Raw genomic sequence first — 14901 nt, 5'->3', positions numbered from 1 at the left:
GGCTCAGCCTGCCACGCCGGGCAATGCCTCCAGGCGGTCGCGCCACGCCTCGGTGAGCTCGGCCTCCGTCCAGCCGGCGTGCTCGCGCAGCGCCACGGCCAGGTCCGTGCCCGCCAGCACGTCGTCGTACAGCGCGACCAGCGCCGGCTCCCCCGCGTGGGCGGCGAGCGTCACGCAGACCAGCCAGGCCGCCTCGTACACGGCGCCCAGATGGCTGGCGGCGGGGTCGAAGTCTCCGGGCGCGGGCAGGGCCGCCGGTAGCCCGTCCCGGCGCACCTGCGCGGCGATCTGTCCGGCGGTCCTCGTCAGCGGCAGGTCCACCTCGCGCAGCGCGACGTAGTCGGCGAAGCCCTCGACCAGCCACAGCGGCGCGCGGCGCGCGGCCACCGCGTCGGTGAGGGCGTGCACGGCCTCGTGGGTCATCACCACCTGGGCCGCGACGGGGTCGAGGTCGTCGTACACGGCTCGGTTGAGGAACACGTGCACCGGGCTCCCGGCGGCCTCGGTGCCGTCCACGGGCGCGGTCACGGCGGCGATCGTGGCGTACCGGCCGGGGTCGGTGTCGAGGGCTCGCCGCAGTCCCTCCGCGTCCGCCGGGGCCTCCACGACCAGGCCGTCGCGCCCCGGGAGCACCGCCCGGGCCTCCGCGTCGGCCCGACGCGCGGCCGTGAGATAGCGCCGCGCATCGGCCCCGTCGCCGGCGACGGCGACGAGCACGCCGGACGCGCGGTGGACCGTGAGCGGGCCGGCCAGCCAGAGCGGGAGCCGGGCGCCGGCCCCGCCGATGGCGCCGATGGCGGTGCCCCGGTCGGCGAAGGACACCGGGAGCTCGATGCGGGCGGACGCCTCGTCGAGGCCCTCCACCCGCCAGGTCACCGCGACCTGGCCGTCCCAGCCGTCCGCGCCCCGGGTGCGGCCGGTCTCGGTCACATAGCGGAAGGTGACGTCGGAGAGTCCCATCGCGCCGGCGTTGGCGACGACGGCGCCCAGCAGCTCACCCGCCGCGGCGTCGACACCGAGCCGCCGTGCCGCCTCGGCGTCGCCCTCGCGGACCGCGCTCTGCAGCGTGGCCAGGGTGTCCGCCGCGGCCGCCGGGTCGGCGGCGTCGGTCGTGGTCGCCGGCGGCGGCGCGACGTAGTCGTCCTTCGTGCAGCCGCCCGCCACGAGGGCGGCGACGGCCAGGATCGCCGGAAGGACGCGACGCCGGGGCCTCACCCAGGCCGGACCGCTCCGGTGTAGGGCATCTCGTCGAGGTCGGAGACCTTGACGCCGGCGCCCGGGTTGGCGGCGTGCACGATGAGACCGTTGCCGAGGTAGATCCCGACGTGGCTGATCGGGCTGTAGTAGAAGACCAGGTCGCCGGGCTGGAGGTCGCTCTTGGCGACGTGGGCGCCGCTGCCGTACTGGGCGCGCGAGGAGTGCGGCAGGCTCACGTCGGCCTGCGCGTACGCCATCATCGTCAGGCCCGAGCAGTCGAAGGCGTTGGGTCCGGTGGCTCCCCAGACGTAGGAGTCGCCGACCTGGGCGAGCGCGTAGGCGATCGCGGCGGCGGCGCGGCCCTTCGCCGGGATGGACGAGGCGTCGATCGGGCGGCCGGCGTCGCGGGAGAGGAGCTCGGCGCGCTCCTCGGCCTCGAGCTCGGAGAGCAGCTCCTTGGCCTCGGCGAGCTTCGCGTCGGCGGTCTTCTTCTCCTCCGCGAGGGTGGCCTTCAGACTCCTGATGTCGTCGCGCCGCTTCTCCGTCTGGTCCTTGCGGATGGAGTAGGCCTCGACCTCGTCGCCGTACTCGGCGAGAAGGGAGTCCTGCAGACCCTCCACCGTGGACATGGTGGAGAGCTCGTCGAGGAAGCCCTGGGAGTCGGAGGACAGCAGCTCGCCGGTCGCGCCGAGGCTGCCGGACTGGTACTGCTGGATGAGCGAGTCGCGTACGTCGGAGCGGACGCCGTCGAGCGCGTCGCCCTGACGCGACTGGTCGGCCTCGAGCGAGGTGAGGTCCTCGTTGAGCTCGGCGAGCTCGAGCTCGGCGTCGTTGTAGCGCTCGGCCGCCTGCTCCGACTCGTGGAAGAGCCGGTCGACGCGAGCCCGGACGGTGTCGATGTCGGGCTCCGCCTGGGCGGGGCTGGTGGCGCCGCTGATCGACAGCGTGATCGCTCCGGTGACGGCGAGTGCCGCGAGTGCGGCGGTGGTGCGTGTCCGGCCGTTCAGCACGAGCTGGCGGTCCCCTCTGGTGTGTCGTACGCCTACCGGGTGAGCTGACGGGTTCGGGCACGACTCGCCCTACCCGCACCCCTCGCTCGGACCGCGGCCCGGTCGGACCCCTGCCCTCGCGCCTCGTGCGGGACTCACCCCAGAGTTGGTTGGTTCCCCGGCTCCGGATCCCGAGCGGCTCCGGACTCAGCGCGGTGCCCGCGCGGGTCGGTCGACCCACTTCCTCGGACACCTGAGCGTGCAGCCTAGTCGCGGCCCCGGGTCGCGCCAAACCCGCCCGGGGCGTGTCGGACCGCGCGGAGCGCGTCGGTGGTCACTCTGGTCACTTGGGCCACACAGGTCACATGGGTCACCCGGGTGCTGTAACTACCTGTTCATGTCACTGGCGTACCGGTCTACGGGTCAGGCAGCGACACGAACAGGTAGTTACAGCACACCCGCAGCCCGTCAGGCCGACTCGACCTGCGGCCCGTCGACGGGCTGGACCAGCCGGAGCGGCGGCACCAGCCCCCCGTCGGCGAGCGCCTCGAGCGCGGCCATCTCGTCGTCGCCGATCACCAGCTCCGGCGGCGGGCCGAGCAGCACCGTCACCACGCAGTCGTGGCAGGCCAGGCCCCGCACCACGCAGGTGTCACAGTCGATCCTCGTCGTCATGCCGGCAAGGCTGTCCCCTACCTCCGACACAACCGCGCCACGGCCGCCACCGACTTCGCGGTTCGCTCCGCTCCGGCGCCGGTGGCTGACACAATCCCCGGGTGCCGTCCGAGCCCCCCGCGCGCCCCGCACCCCCCGCGCGCCCCGCACCCCCCGCGCACTCCGAGCCCGCCGCCGGCCGCGTCCGCGACCACGGGACGGCCCGGATCGGGCTGGCCCTCTTCCTCGTCACCGCGACGGTCTACCTCGCGACCGCCGGCTACCACCGGATCCACATCGACGTGCTCTCCGCCAATGTCGGCGCCTGGCGGATCGCCGCGACCGGCAGCGCCGCCATCGACGGGCTCGACACCTCCGGGATCAACCCGAGCCGGGTCGAGCTGTTCTCGACCGAGCACGACGGGCACACCGTGATCGCCCGCTCGCCGGGCGTGGTCGCGGCCGGCGTGCCGTCGTACGCGCTGCGCCAGCTGGTCACCGACGCCGGGACCGGGGTGGAGGACTTCACCAACGTGCCGCCCAGCGTGACCGCCGCCCTCCTCACCGCGCTCAGCGTGCTCCTCATGTGGGGCGCGCTCCTGCAGCTGACCTCGCGCCGCGCCGCCACGGCCGCGGCGCTGGTCCTCGCGCTCGCCACGCCCGTGTGGTCCGTCGCGGCCGACGGGATGTGGACCCACACCCTGACCGTGCTCGGGATCAGCGGGATGGCCTTCGGGGCGGCCCGCGACCGGTGGCTGCTCGTCGGCCTGTTCGGTGGGATCGCGGTGTGGGGCCGCCCGCACACCGCGTTGCTGGCGGCGGCGCTCGCGCTGGCGTGCGCGGTGGCCCAGCGACGACCCGGGATCGCGGTGCGCGTGGGGGCCGTGGGGGCCGCCCTCACCGTCGGCGCGAGCCTGTGGACCCACTGGCTCTACGGCCGGTGGACGCCGTCCGGCGGGTACGCCGCCGCGCCGTACCTCGCCCAGGGCACGGACTCCTCGCAGTACGAGTTCAACCGCACCCTGGGTGGCCTGCTGCAGAACGAGGCGGCCATGTGGGTCGCGCTCGACCGGGGGATCCTGGTCTGGACCCCGGTGGTCCTGGTCCTGGCTCCACTGCTCGTGCGCAGCTGGCACCAGCAGCCCGTCTGGGCCCGCGCCCTGCTCGTCTCCGGCGTCGCCTACACCCTGTTCCAGGGGGCCGTGGCCCCCTTCCACGGCGGCGACGGGATCTACGGCTACCGGCACGGGCTGGAGCTCCTGGCCAGCGCCACCCCCTCGCTGGTCGTGGCCGCCGGGCACGCCGGGCGCCGCACGCGCGTCGTCCTCACCGCCGTGGTCGGCGTCCAGCTCGCGGCGTTCACCCTCGGCGGCATCCTGAACCGACCGACGCTCACCTTCGGGCACCAGTGGAACGACAACGCCTTCGCCTCGGCGGTGCGCGACGTGCCGGCGCTCGGCGCCTGGCTCGTCATCGCGGTCGCACTGGTGTTCCTGCTCACTCGGATGTTCCTGCGCGAGCCGGACGACGACGCTGCCGCGAGCCTGCGCGCCTGACCCGGGCGCGGCTCCCGGGTTGCGTCGGAGGTGCCGCCTACCGTCGTACCCATGACGGCAGCCCCCCTCACCGGTACGCCGCGGTGGGATGCGCAGCGTGCCTTCGACGAGCTCGGCCGCCCCCTGCACGACGTCACCTTCTGCGTGGTCGACCTGGAGACCACCGGCGGGTCCCCCGCCGACGGCGACCGGATCACCGAGATCGGCGCGGTCAAGGTCCGCGGCGGCGAGGTGCTCGGCGAGTTCCAGACGCTGGTCAACCCGCACTCCGCGATCCCTGCCTTCATCGCCGTCCTGACCGGGATCACCAACGGCATGGTCGCCGACGCGCCGCCCATCGCCTCGGCCCTGCCCGCCTTCCTGGAGTTCGCGGCGGGCACGGTGCTGGTGGCCCACAACGCCCGCTTCGACGTCGGCTTCCTGCGGCACAACGCGCGCGAGCTCGACATCGTGTGGCCCGAGTTCGAGGTGCTCGACACGGTGAAGCTCGCCCGCCACGTGGTCACCCGCGACGAGGCGCCCAACCACAAGCTGTCCTCGCTGGCGCGGGTGTTCCGGTCCGGCACGACGCCCAACCACCGCGCCCTCGCCGACGCCCGCGCGACCGTCGACGTCCTGCACGGGCTGATGGAGCGCCTCGGCGGACTCGGCGTGCACACCCTCGAGGAGCTGCAGGGCTACTCCTCCAAGGTCGCGGGCGCGGCGCGACGCAAGCGCCACCTCGCCGAGCACCTCCCCCACGCGCCCGGCGTCTACCTCTTCCGCGACGACAGCTCCCGCGTCCTGTACGTCGGCACGTCGCGCGACCTGCGCCGGCGCGTCCGCAGCTACTTCACCGCCTCGGAGAAGCGCACCCGGATCGGGGAGATGGTGCAGATCGCCTCCTCGGTCAGCGCCGTCGAGTGCGCGACCCCGCTCGAGGCCTCGGTGCGCGAGCTGCGGCTGATCGCCGAGCACAAGCCTCCCTACAACCGCCGCTCGCGCCATCCGGAGAAGGTCACCTGGCTCAAGCTGACCCGGGAGCCGTGGCCGCGGCTGTCGCTGGTCAAGCGCGTGCTCGACGACGACGCCGACTATCTCGGCCCGTTCTCCTCGCGGGCTGCCGCCGAGAGCTCCCTGGCCGCGCTCCACGAGGTCTTCCCCATCCGGCAGTGCAACGACCGCTTCGGGCGGCGTCCCCGGCGCAGCGCCTGCGTGCTCGCCGAGATGGACCGCTGCCTGTCCCCCTGCGACGGCAGTGTCGACCCGCAGACCTACGCCGCCGTCGTCCGCCAGCTCCGCGACACCCTGCTCAGCCGGCCCGACGACGTCGTCGACCTGGTCCAGGCCCGGATGTCCGCGCTGGCCGAGCAGGAGCGATTCGAGGAGGCCGCCCACCACCGCGACCGGCTCGCCGACTTCGTGCGCGCCGCCGCGCGCACCCAGCGCCTGACCGCGCTGACCCGCTGCCCGGAGGTCGTCGCGGCGCGCCGCGAGGACGACGGCCGCTGGGCGGTCCACGTCGTGCGCCACGGGCGGCTCGCGGCTGCCGGCGTCATCCCGGCCGGCGCCGACGCCGTCGCGTACGTCGAGGGCCTGCGCGCGAGCGCCGAGACGGTGCTGCCCACGATCGGTCCCACGCCCGCGGCGACGGCGGAGGAGTCCGAGCGGATCCTGCGCTGGCTCGAGTCACCCGGTGTGCGCCTGGTCGAGGTGGTCGGCGAGTGGGCCTGCCCCGTGCGCGGCGCGGGACGCCATGCCACGACCCTGCTCGCCTCGGCCGTCCCTGTCGCCCGAGCCTCTAGGGTTGGCCCATGATCACCGCCATCGTCTTCGTCCAGGCCGAGACCGCGCGGATCCCCGAGGTCGCCGAGGCGATCGCGGCGCTGGACGGGGTGAGCGAGGTGTACTCCGTGACCGGGCAGATCGACCTGATCGCGCTGGTCCGGGTCAGCTCACACGACGACATCGCGGCGGTGGTGGCCGACCGGCTCAACAAGGTCGAGGGCGTGGTCGACACCGAGACCCACATCGCCTACCGGGCCTACTCCCGCCACGACCTCGAGGCGGCGTTCTCGCTCGGGCTCGACTGAGCGCGATGACCGAGCGCGAGCCGGACGGTGCCCGGTTCCCGTTGCTCGCCCGCGCGACCCCCCTGGTCCTGGGCGCCGTGCTGGCGGTCGTGCTGGTGGCGCTCGCGCGACGCCCCTTCCGCGCCTTCGACACCTACTTCCACCTGCGTCTCGGCGAGGAGCTGCGGCACGGCTGGTCGGTCGCCCACCCGGGGCAGCTGAGCACCGCCTCGACCAACGACTGGGCGCCGACCCAGTGGCTGCCCCAGGTCGCGCTGTCCTGGGTCGAGGAGGCGGCGGGCACCCCCGGCCTGGTCGTCGTCTTCGCGCTCCTCGTCACCGGCCTGGCCACGGCGCTCTACCTCCTGCTGCGACACCGCGCCGGCCCACTCCCCGCTGCCGTGCTCACCGCGGTCGCCGTGGTCGGCTGGCTGCCCAGCCTGTCCCTGCGCCCCCAGGTGCTCAGCTATCTCTTCCTCGTCGCGGTCGTCGCGGCCTGGGACAGGACCCGCCGCACCGGCCGCGCGCCCTGGCCGCTGGTCGTGCTGGCCTGGGTGTGGGCGACCAGCCACGGCATGTGGGTGCTCGGCGTGGCGGCCAGCGCCGTCCTGGCCGTCGCGGTCGTCGCCGAGCGGCGCCCCCCGCGCCGCGCGGCGCTCGCCCTGCTCGCCGTCCCCGCGGGGATGCTCGTCGCCGCGCTGGCGACCCCGGTCGGACCCCGGCTGCTCTCCGCGATCCTGCTGGTCAACTCGCGCGCCGAGTACTTCCGCGAGTGGCGCTCCCCCGAGCTGATGACGCTCGGCGCGCTGCCGGTGACCGGCCTCCTGGTGACAGCGGTCCTCCTGCTCGTGCGCCGCGACGGGGTCCGCCCCTACGAGGTCGCGCTCCTCGGGCTCGGGGGCGTGTTCGCGCTCTACTCCCAGCGCACGCTGCCGCTCGCGCTGGTGGTGCTCGCCTGCGTCGTCGCCGGCGTCTGGGGACGGGCGGCCCGGCCGGTCTCACGCGCCGAGGGTGGCTGCCTGGCCGCGCTGGCGCTGGGGGTCGCTGCCGTGGCCCCCTTCCTTCCCGTCGCCGACGACCCCGCCGACGACCTGCGACCCTTCGCGGCGGAGCTCGACGCGCTCGCTCCGGGCAGCGTCGTGGTCACCGACTGGGGCTCCGGCGGCGTCCTGCTGTGGACCGAGCCGCGTCTCGACATCCCGCTGCACGGCTACGGCGACGTCTACACCGACGCCGAGCTCGAGCGGTACGACGACCTGGCTCGTCTGGCCCCGGGCTGGGACGACACCCTGGCCGACCTCGCGCCGGACCGGGCCCTGCTCCCCGAGGACAGTGCCCTGGCCTACGCGCTCACCGGGCGCGGCTGGTCGGTGCGCCGGCAGGCCGGCGACCTCGTCCTGCTCGCTCCTCCGGCCTAGCGGCCGGCGGCCGCGACCCAGCGGTCGAGGGTGGCCCGCGCCGCGCCCGAGTCGATCGCCTCGGCAGCGCGGGCGATGCCGGCGGCCAGCGCCTCGGCGTAGGGCGCCCCGGGGGCGTCGTACACGGCGAGGGCCGCGCCCGCGTTGAGCAGGACGGCGTCGCGCACCGGGCCCGGCGTGCCGTCCAGCAGGGCGCGGACCACGCCGGCGTTGTGCTGGGCGTCGCCGCCGCGCAGGTCCTCGGCCGTGGCGGGGGCGATGCCGAACTTCGCCGGGTCGACGCTCACCTGCTCGACCTCACCGCCGTGCACGACCCACAGCCGCGAGGTCGTGGTCGTGGTGAGCTCGTCGAGCCCGTCGTCACCGCGGAAGACCCAGGCGTCGACGCCACGGCGCGCGAAGACCCCCGCCATGACCGGCGCCAGGCGCAGGTCGGCGCAGCCGATCGCCTGCGCTCCCGGGCGGGTGGGGTTCGCCAGCGGACCGAGGGCGTTGAACGCCGTGCCGATGCCGAGCTCCTTGCGCGGAACCGCCGCATGCCTCATGGCCGGGTGGAAGGCGGCGGCGAAGCAGAACGTGATCCCAGCCTCGTCGGCCACCTCCGCCACCCGGGCGACGGGCAGGTCGAGCCGGACGCCCAGGGCCTCGAGCACGTCGGCGGTGCCGGCCTGCGAGGAGGCCGAGCGGTTGCCGTGCTTGACCACGCGCGCGCCGGCGCCCGCAGCGACGATCGCGGACATCGTGGAGATGTTGACCGAGAAGGAGCGGTCGCCGCCCGTGCCCACCACGTCCAACAGCCGGCCGGGAACGGAGATGGGGGTCATCACGGCGTACATCGCCTCGACCAGGCCGGTGAGCTCGTCGATCGACTCGCCCTTGGCGCGCAGGGCCACCACGAACCCCGCGATCTGGGCGGGGGTCGCCTCGCCGGCGAGAATCTCGCCCATCGCCCACGCGGACTGGGCAGGCGTCAGGTCCTCCCCGGCCACGAGGGTGCCGAGGACGTCGGGCCACGTCATCGCGGAGCCGTCCCGCTAGGCCGGGACGCGGGTGCGGAGCAGCGAGACCACGGCCTCCGCGAGCTGGATCGGGTCGAGCGGGTGGGGGACGGCGGCGTCCGCGCGCGACCAGGTCGCGAGCCAGGCGTCCTGGGGACGCCCGGTGAGGACGACGAGCGGCGGGCAGTCGAGGATCTCGTCCTTGAGCTGCTTGGCGATGCCCATGCCCCCGGCAGGGACCGCCTCGCCGTCGAGGATCGCCAGCGCGATCCCGCCGGCGTCCATGTTCTGGATGACCACCGGCTCGGTCGCGACCTCGACGTACTCCAGCTCCGGCAGGTCCGGGTGGGGCCGGCGCCCCAGGGCCAGGATGACCTGCTCGCGGGTGTGCACGTCGTCGCTGTAGACGAGCACCTTCAGAGTCGCAGGAGTTCTCACCCGCGCGATGCTACTCGGGCCTGGCCCCGTCCGCGGGCGTGGCCCGCCGTTCCTCCTCGAGGCGCTCCTGCCGGTCGATCCGGTCCAGCCGCCGGTCCTCGCGCTGGGCCTCCTTCATCGAGGAGCGCACCCACTGGGCGAAGAGGACCACGAAGAACACGATGCCCACCAGGTCGCCGGCCCCCCACAGGATCCCTCCCGCCAGCTCCTGGTCCTCGTACGGGTCGGGCAGCCAGGCACCGAGGGGTCCGTCGTGCAGCGAGGGGTACCAGTCGCCGCCCAGGAGCGTCGACTGGCCCATGATCGTCACGCCGAGGAAGGCGTGGAACGGCAGCGTCATCACCGTGAGCAGCACCCGGAAGGGGTGGGCGACCCGTCCCGGCAGGGGGTCGACGCCCACGATCGGCCAGAAGAACAGTGCGCCCACGGCGACGAGGTGCACGTGCATCATCTCGTGGACGTACGTCGAGCGCAGCGAGGCCTCGTACCAGCCGCTGAAGTACAGCGCCCACGGCGAGATGACGTAGAGGGCGAAGGTCAGCGGCGGGAAGCCGAGCACCGTGGCCAGGCGGGAGTGCAGGACGGCGAGCAGCCAGCCACGCGGGCGGCGCGGCAGGGTCCGCAGCGCGAGGGTGACGGGCGCACCCAGGGCCAGCGAGAGCGGGACGACCATCGAGAGCACCATGTGCTGGACCATGTGCGCGCTGAGGAGCACCGTGTCGTACGCCGCCAGGCCGGACGAGGTGGCCAGGTAGAAGGCGAGCATGCCGACGCCCCATGCGATCGAGCGACCCACCGGCCACGCGTCGCCGCGGCGGCGCAGCGCGAGCACTCCGACGACGTACAGTCCGCTCGCCCACACCGTGACGACCAAGGGCAGCGGCGCGATGCCCCACTGCGACAGGAGGGCACCGGCGTCCAGGGGCGGCAGCTCCTCGACCCCACCGGTCGCGGACGACAACACCAGCACCACGCGCTCCTCACGGACCCTGCTCAGCGGCCCGTTCGGGGCCCGTTCGAGCGTAGGTCGTGCCTGGTGACCGCTCAGAACGGGGGGTCGGGATGCCGACCGGAAGGGATACCGCCATAATGGCGCCCGTGGCGATCTCAGCTTCGGCAACACTTCCGGCCTCGCGCCTGCACGGCCAGCACGACCGACCCAGCATGGTCGCCGTCGGCACGATCATCTGGCTGTCCAGCGAGCTCATGTTCTTCGCGGCCCTGTTCGCCGCGTACTTCACGATCCGCTCGGTCTCGCCCGAGATGTGGGCGGAGAACACCGAGCTGCTGAACGTGCCGTTCGCCTCGATCAACACCACCATCCTGGTGCTGTCGTCGTTCACCTGCCAGCTGGGCGTGTTCGCCGCCGAGCGCGGCCAGGTCTCGCGGGCGGGCTCGCTGCTGCAGATCGGCAAGTGGGGCCTGCGCGAGTGGTTCATCCTCACCTACGTGATGGGGGCCATCTTCATCGGCGGCCAGGCGCTGGAGTACGCCGAGCTGATCCACCACGGCGTGACGATCCCCCACGACGCCTACGGCACGATGTTCTACCTGACCACCGGCTTCCACGGCATCCACGTGACCGGCGGCCTCATCGCCTTCCTCTTCGTTCTCGGCCGGACCTATGTCGCCCGGCGCTTCACGCACGAGCAGGCGGTCAGCGCGATCGTCGTCTCGTACTACTGGCACTTCGTCGACGTGGTGTGGATCGGTCTGTTCGCGACGATCTACCTGATCAAGTGACGCGCGGCCGATGACGAAGAGCTGTTGGATCCTCCGGACTGACAAGGACTGAATGTGCGCCTTCTGAACCGTTCCGCCGGTCGACTCTCGCGGCATCGCCGCGGTCCGATCGCCGGACTCCTGGTGCTGGTCTGCGGTCTCCTGCTGACGGGAGGCCTGTACGCCGCGCTCGCGCCGGCGCAGGCCGACACCGAGCAGGACGAGGCCGCGCTGATCAAGGAGGGCCGTGAGCTCTTCCTGGTCGGCTGCGCCTTCTGCCACGGCCAGAACGGCGAGGGCGTCCTCACCCAGGGCGGCTCGCAGTACGGTCCGGCCCTGACCGACGTGGGCGCCGCCGCCGTCGACTTCCAGGTCGGCACCGGCCGCATGCCGATGGCCCAGCCCGGCTCGCAGGCCCCCCGCAAGGAGGTCGTCTACACCGACGAGGAGATCGCCGCGCTGTCGGCGTACGTCGCCTCCCTCGGCACGGGCCCGGCCATCCCGGACAAGGAGCTCTACTCCACCGAGGGCATGAGCGAGAAGGAGATCGAGGAGCTCGTCGTGCGCGGCGGCCAGATCTTCCTCGCGAACTGCACGGCGTGCCACAACTTCGAGGGCTCCGGCGGAGCCATGCCCCGCGGCGGCTACGCGCCCAAGATCCGCGGCGTCGACTCCAAGCACATCTACGAGGCGATGCTGACCGGACCGCAGTCCATGGACACCTTCTCCGACGGCAACATCCCGCCGGAGGACAAGAAGGCCGTCATCGCCTATCTCAACGAGCTGGACGAGGCCCCGAGCTACAGCGGCTTCACGCTGGGCGGCCTCGGTCCGGTCAGTGAGGGCATCATCGCCTGGGTGGGCGGCATCGGCGTCCTGGTCGGCTTCGCCGTCTGGATCGCCGCGCACACCACCCGCTCGAGCAAGAAGAAGGACGAGGCGGCAGCGTGACCGACGCACACAACAACGACTCGCACGGCGGAGTGCTCGAGGCCGCCGGGCCGATCCCGGACCCGGGCCTGCCCGAGCACCAGTGGCGCCCGACGGACGTCGACCCCGCCAAGGAGAAGCGTGCCGAGCGCCAGGTGGCGGCGCTGTTCGCCCTGTCGGCGCTGTCGACCATCGCCTTCGTGGTGGCCTACTTCACGCTCGACATCAAGGACAACTGGCACGTCATCGCCGGCTTCGGCGCCTCGACGATGGCGCTCGGGCTGTTCCTCGGCCTCGCCCTGCTGTTCATCGGCGTCGGCATCATCCACTGGGCCCGCAAGCTGATGGCCGACCACGAGATGGTCGAGCTGCGCCACCCCGCGCGCTCGGCCGACGAGGACCGCGAGGTCGCCGTCCAGGCGCTCAACGACGGGATCGCCGAGTCCGGCATCGGCCGCCGGCCGCTGATCCGCAACTCGCTGCTCGGCGCCGTCGGGCTGCTCGGCGTGCCCGCCGTCGTGCTGCTGCGCGACCTCGGTCCGCTGCCGGGCGACAAGCTGTACCACACGATCTGGGGCAAGGGCTCGAAGGACAAGCCGATGCGGATCGTCCGCGACGGCATCTGGACCCCGATCCTGGCCTCCGACCTGGAGATCGGCGACCTGGTCAACTGCCAGCCCGACGCCCTGCACAACCCGGAGCGCTACGACATCGACCCGACCGAGGTCGAGGGCGTGAACCTCCAGATCCACAAGTCCAAGGCCTCGCTGATCCTGCTGCGGATGAACCCGGGCGACATCATCCCGGGCAAGGACGCGAAGGGCGAGAGCCGGGAGAACTGGACGGTCGACGGCATCGTCGCCTACTCCAAGATCTGCACCCACGTCGGCTGCCCGATCTCGCTGAACGAGCGGACGACCCACCACCTGCTCTGCCCCTGCCACCAGTCGACCTTCGACCTCGCCGACTCCGGCAAGGTGGTCTTCGGCCCGGCCGGCCGGCCGCTGCCGCAGCTGCCGATCGCCGTCGACGACGAGGGCTACCTGGTCGCGCAGAGCGACTTCGACGAGCCGGTCGGCCCGAGCTTCTGGGAGCGTGACTACTATGAGCGTTGATCTGAACCCCGACCTCAGCAAGGTCGCCAAGACCAACGGCACGACCCCGGCCACCACCAAGGGCGGCAAGACCGCCGGTGCCATCGCCAACTGGGCCGACGAGCGCCTCGGCCTCGGCACGGCGATGAAGAAGAACATCCGCAAGGTCTTCCCGGACCACTGGTCGTTCATGCTGGGCGAGATCGCCCTGTGGAGCTTCGTCGTCGTCCTGCTGACCGGTGTCTTCCTGACGCTGTGGTTCGACCCGAGCATGACCGAGGTCCAGTACGACGGCTCGTACGACCCGCTGCGCGGCAACCACATGTCGTCCGCGTTCGCCTCGACGATGCACATCTCGTTCGACGTCCGCGGCGGTCTGCTCATGCGGCAGATGCACCACTGGGGCGCGATGATCTTCATCGCCTCGATGATGATCCACATGATGCGCGTCTACTTCACGGGCGCCTTCCGCAAGCCGCGCGAGCTGAACTGGATCATCGGCTGCCTGCTCCTGCTGCTGGGCACGATCGAGGGCTTCACCGGCTACTCGCTGCCCGACGACCTGCTCTCGGGCACCGGCGTGCGCGCCGCGGACGGCTTCATGAAGGCATCGCCCGTCATCGGCTCGTACATGTCCTTCTTCCTGTTCGGCGGCGAGTTCCCGGGTGAGTCGATCATCCCGCGGTTCTACGCCATGCACATCCTGCTGATCCCGGGCCTGCTGCTCGCCCTGGTCGCCGCGCACATGCTGCTGCTCGTCTACCACAAGCACACGCAGTGGCCCGGCCCCGGCCGGACCGAGCAGAACGTCGTCGGCTACCCGATGCTGCCGGTGTACGCCGCGAAGGCGGGCGGCTTCTTCTTCATCGTGTTCGGCACGATCGCGGTGATGGGCGGCCTGTTCTCGATCAACGCGGTCTGGAAGTACGGCCCCTACGACCCGTCCAAGGTGACCGCGGGCTCGCAGCCCGACTGGTACATGGGCTGGCCCGACGGCCTGCTGCGCATCATCCCGGCGTGGGAGACGCACATCTGGGGCATCACGCTGTCCTGGAACGTCATGATCCCGATCCTGGTGATGCCGCCGCTGATGCTGATGGTCCTGATGGCGCTGCCGTTCATCGAGTCCTGGGTCACCGGGGACAAGCGGGAGCACCACCTGCTCCAGCGTCCCCGCGACGCGCCGACGCGGACCGCGATCATGGTCGCGCTGATGACCTTCTACGGCCTCTCCTGGGCCGCGGGCGGCAACGACATCATCGCGATCAAGTTCCACCTGAGCATCAACCAGATCACGTACTTCCTACGTGCCGCGGTGTTCATCGGTCCGGTGATCGCCTTCATCGTCACGCGCCGCTGGTGCATCTCGCTCCAGCGTCACGACGAGGGCAAGCTGCTGCACGGCTACGAGACCGGTGTCCTCGTCCGCTCCCCCGAGGGCGGGTACGCCGAGAAGCACCTGCCGCTCCCCGAGGGCAAGGCGTACACGCTCACGGCGCGCGACGACGACCCCCGTCCGGAGACGGTCGAGGAGATCGAGGCGTCGGGCGCGACCGGTCGCAGCCTGCGCCTGCGCAAGCTGCGCGCGAAGCTCGCGACCGTGTTCTTCGCGGACAACGTCCGCAGGCCCACGGCCGAGGAGCTGCACGAGGCCCAGCACCACGCGGAGCACGAGCTCCACGAGCTCGAGTCGCAGATCGCCGCCGGCCCCAACCGGCACGGTCCGTCCGAGCACTGATCCGCAGCCCGACGCGTCCCTAGTCCCAACGGACTAGGGACGCGTCGGCATTTCCGCCGGATCGACGGATCCCCGCTCACCTCCACCCCGCATAGCGTGCTCACGACCCGGGAGGA

At 72.5% G+C, this 14901-nt stretch carries 14 protein-coding genes and 1 riboswitch; of the genes, 8 read left to right on the top strand and 6 right to left on the bottom strand.

Annotated features, from left to right (window positions below; translation table 11 throughout):
* Positions 1-3: 3 nt before the first annotated feature.
* From ACJ5H2_RS08265 to ACJ5H2_RS08255, 3 genes are all read right to left on the bottom strand, one after another.
* Complete coding sequence (locus ACJ5H2_RS08265; RefSeq protein ID WP_408899088.1) at positions 4-1215, bottom strand: hypothetical protein; 1212 nt, start codon at positions 1213-1215, stop codon at positions 4-6.
* Positions 1212-2207 carry an NlpC/P60 family protein gene (locus ACJ5H2_RS08260; protein ID WP_408899087.1) on the bottom strand — a complete coding sequence of 332 codons (996 nt, stop codon included), beginning with the start codon at positions 2205-2207 and terminating at the stop codon, positions 1212-1214. The genes ACJ5H2_RS08265 and ACJ5H2_RS08260 overlap by 4 nt, the downstream gene beginning before the upstream one ends.
* Positions 2208-2234: 27 nt before the next feature.
* Positions 2235-2399: riboswitch (cyclic di-AMP (ydaO/yuaA leader) on the bottom strand.
* A gap of 255 nt (positions 2400-2654) precedes the next feature.
* Entirely contained in the window at positions 2655-2861 is a 207-nt protein-coding gene (locus tag ACJ5H2_RS08255; protein WP_408899086.1) for a hypothetical protein, read from the bottom strand.
* Positions 2862-2962: 101 nt separating this feature from the next.
* On the opposite strand from ACJ5H2_RS08255, the gene ACJ5H2_RS08250 reads away from it, so the two are divergent.
* Genes ACJ5H2_RS08250 through ACJ5H2_RS08235 form a run of 4 tightly spaced genes read left to right on the top strand, consistent with a single transcriptional unit; the run spans position 2963 to position 7865 of the window.
* A complete protein-coding gene (locus ACJ5H2_RS08250) occupies positions 2963-4396 on the top strand; it encodes a hypothetical protein (RefSeq protein ID WP_408899085.1) in 1434 nt (477 codons plus the stop codon).
* Positions 4397-4447: 51 nt separating this feature from the next.
* On the top strand, positions 4448-6193 hold the full coding sequence (locus tag ACJ5H2_RS08245) for a DEDD exonuclease domain-containing protein (protein ID WP_408899084.1): 1746 nt from the start codon (positions 4448-4450) through the stop codon (positions 6191-6193).
* The gene (locus tag ACJ5H2_RS08240) at positions 6190-6468 is read left to right on the top strand and encodes an Lrp/AsnC family transcriptional regulator (RefSeq protein WP_204835243.1); all 279 of its coding nucleotides are present in this window, start codon (positions 6190-6192) and stop codon (positions 6466-6468) included. Before ACJ5H2_RS08245 ends, ACJ5H2_RS08240 begins: the two co-directional genes overlap by 4 nt.
* 5 nt (positions 6469-6473) lie before the next feature.
* Positions 6474-7865, top strand: a complete 1392-nt coding sequence (locus ACJ5H2_RS08235) for a hypothetical protein (protein ID WP_408899083.1) — start codon at positions 6474-6476, stop codon at positions 7863-7865.
* Here ACJ5H2_RS08235 and trpD read toward each other — a convergent pair.
* The 3 genes from trpD to ACJ5H2_RS08220 are packed head-to-tail and all read right to left on the bottom strand — an operon-like array spanning position 7862 to position 10271.
* Positions 7862-8884 carry an anthranilate phosphoribosyltransferase gene (trpD, locus tag ACJ5H2_RS08230; protein ID WP_408899082.1) on the bottom strand — a complete coding sequence of 341 codons (1023 nt, stop codon included), beginning with the start codon at positions 8882-8884 and terminating at the stop codon, positions 7862-7864. The genes ACJ5H2_RS08235 and trpD overlap by 4 nt on opposite strands.
* A 15-nt stretch (positions 8885-8899) precedes the next feature.
* A complete protein-coding gene (locus tag ACJ5H2_RS08225) occupies positions 8900-9301 on the bottom strand; it encodes a hypothetical protein (protein WP_408899081.1) in 402 nt (133 codons plus the stop codon).
* Between the two features lie 10 nt (positions 9302-9311).
* Positions 9312-10271 carry a cytochrome c oxidase assembly protein gene (locus ACJ5H2_RS08220; protein ID WP_408899080.1) on the bottom strand — a complete coding sequence of 320 codons (960 nt, stop codon included), beginning with the start codon at positions 10269-10271 and terminating at the stop codon, positions 9312-9314.
* 119 nt (positions 10272-10390) lie between these two features.
* Here ACJ5H2_RS08220 and ACJ5H2_RS08215 point away from each other — a divergent pair, with 119 nt between their 5' ends.
* The 4 genes from ACJ5H2_RS08215 to ACJ5H2_RS08200 are packed head-to-tail and all read left to right on the top strand — an operon-like array spanning position 10391 to position 14785.
* Positions 10391-11044, top strand: a complete 654-nt coding sequence (locus tag ACJ5H2_RS08215; RefSeq protein ID WP_408899079.1) for a heme-copper oxidase subunit III — start codon at positions 10391-10393, stop codon at positions 11042-11044.
* A 54-nt stretch (positions 11045-11098) separates the two neighbouring features.
* Positions 11099-11974, top strand: a complete 876-nt coding sequence (locus ACJ5H2_RS08210) for a c-type cytochrome (protein ID WP_408899078.1) — start codon at positions 11099-11101, stop codon at positions 11972-11974.
* The gene (locus ACJ5H2_RS08205) at positions 11971-13068 is read left to right on the top strand and encodes a Rieske 2Fe-2S domain-containing protein (protein ID WP_408899077.1); all 1098 of its coding nucleotides are present in this window, start codon (positions 11971-11973) and stop codon (positions 13066-13068) included. Before ACJ5H2_RS08210 ends, ACJ5H2_RS08205 begins: the two co-directional genes overlap by 4 nt.
* On the top strand, positions 13058-14785 hold the full coding sequence (locus ACJ5H2_RS08200; RefSeq protein WP_408899076.1) for a cytochrome bc complex cytochrome b subunit: 1728 nt from the start codon (positions 13058-13060) through the stop codon (positions 14783-14785). Before ACJ5H2_RS08205 ends, ACJ5H2_RS08200 begins: the two co-directional genes overlap by 11 nt.
* Positions 14786-14901 lie beyond the last annotated feature (116 nt).

The organism is Nocardioides pymetrozini, from assembly GCF_046058985.1.
GTDB lineage: Bacteria > Actinomycetota > Actinomycetes > Propionibacteriales > Nocardioidaceae > Nocardioides.
The sequence above is the reverse complement of the archived record's forward strand: the minus strand, read 5'-3'. Positions and strand labels throughout refer to the sequence as shown.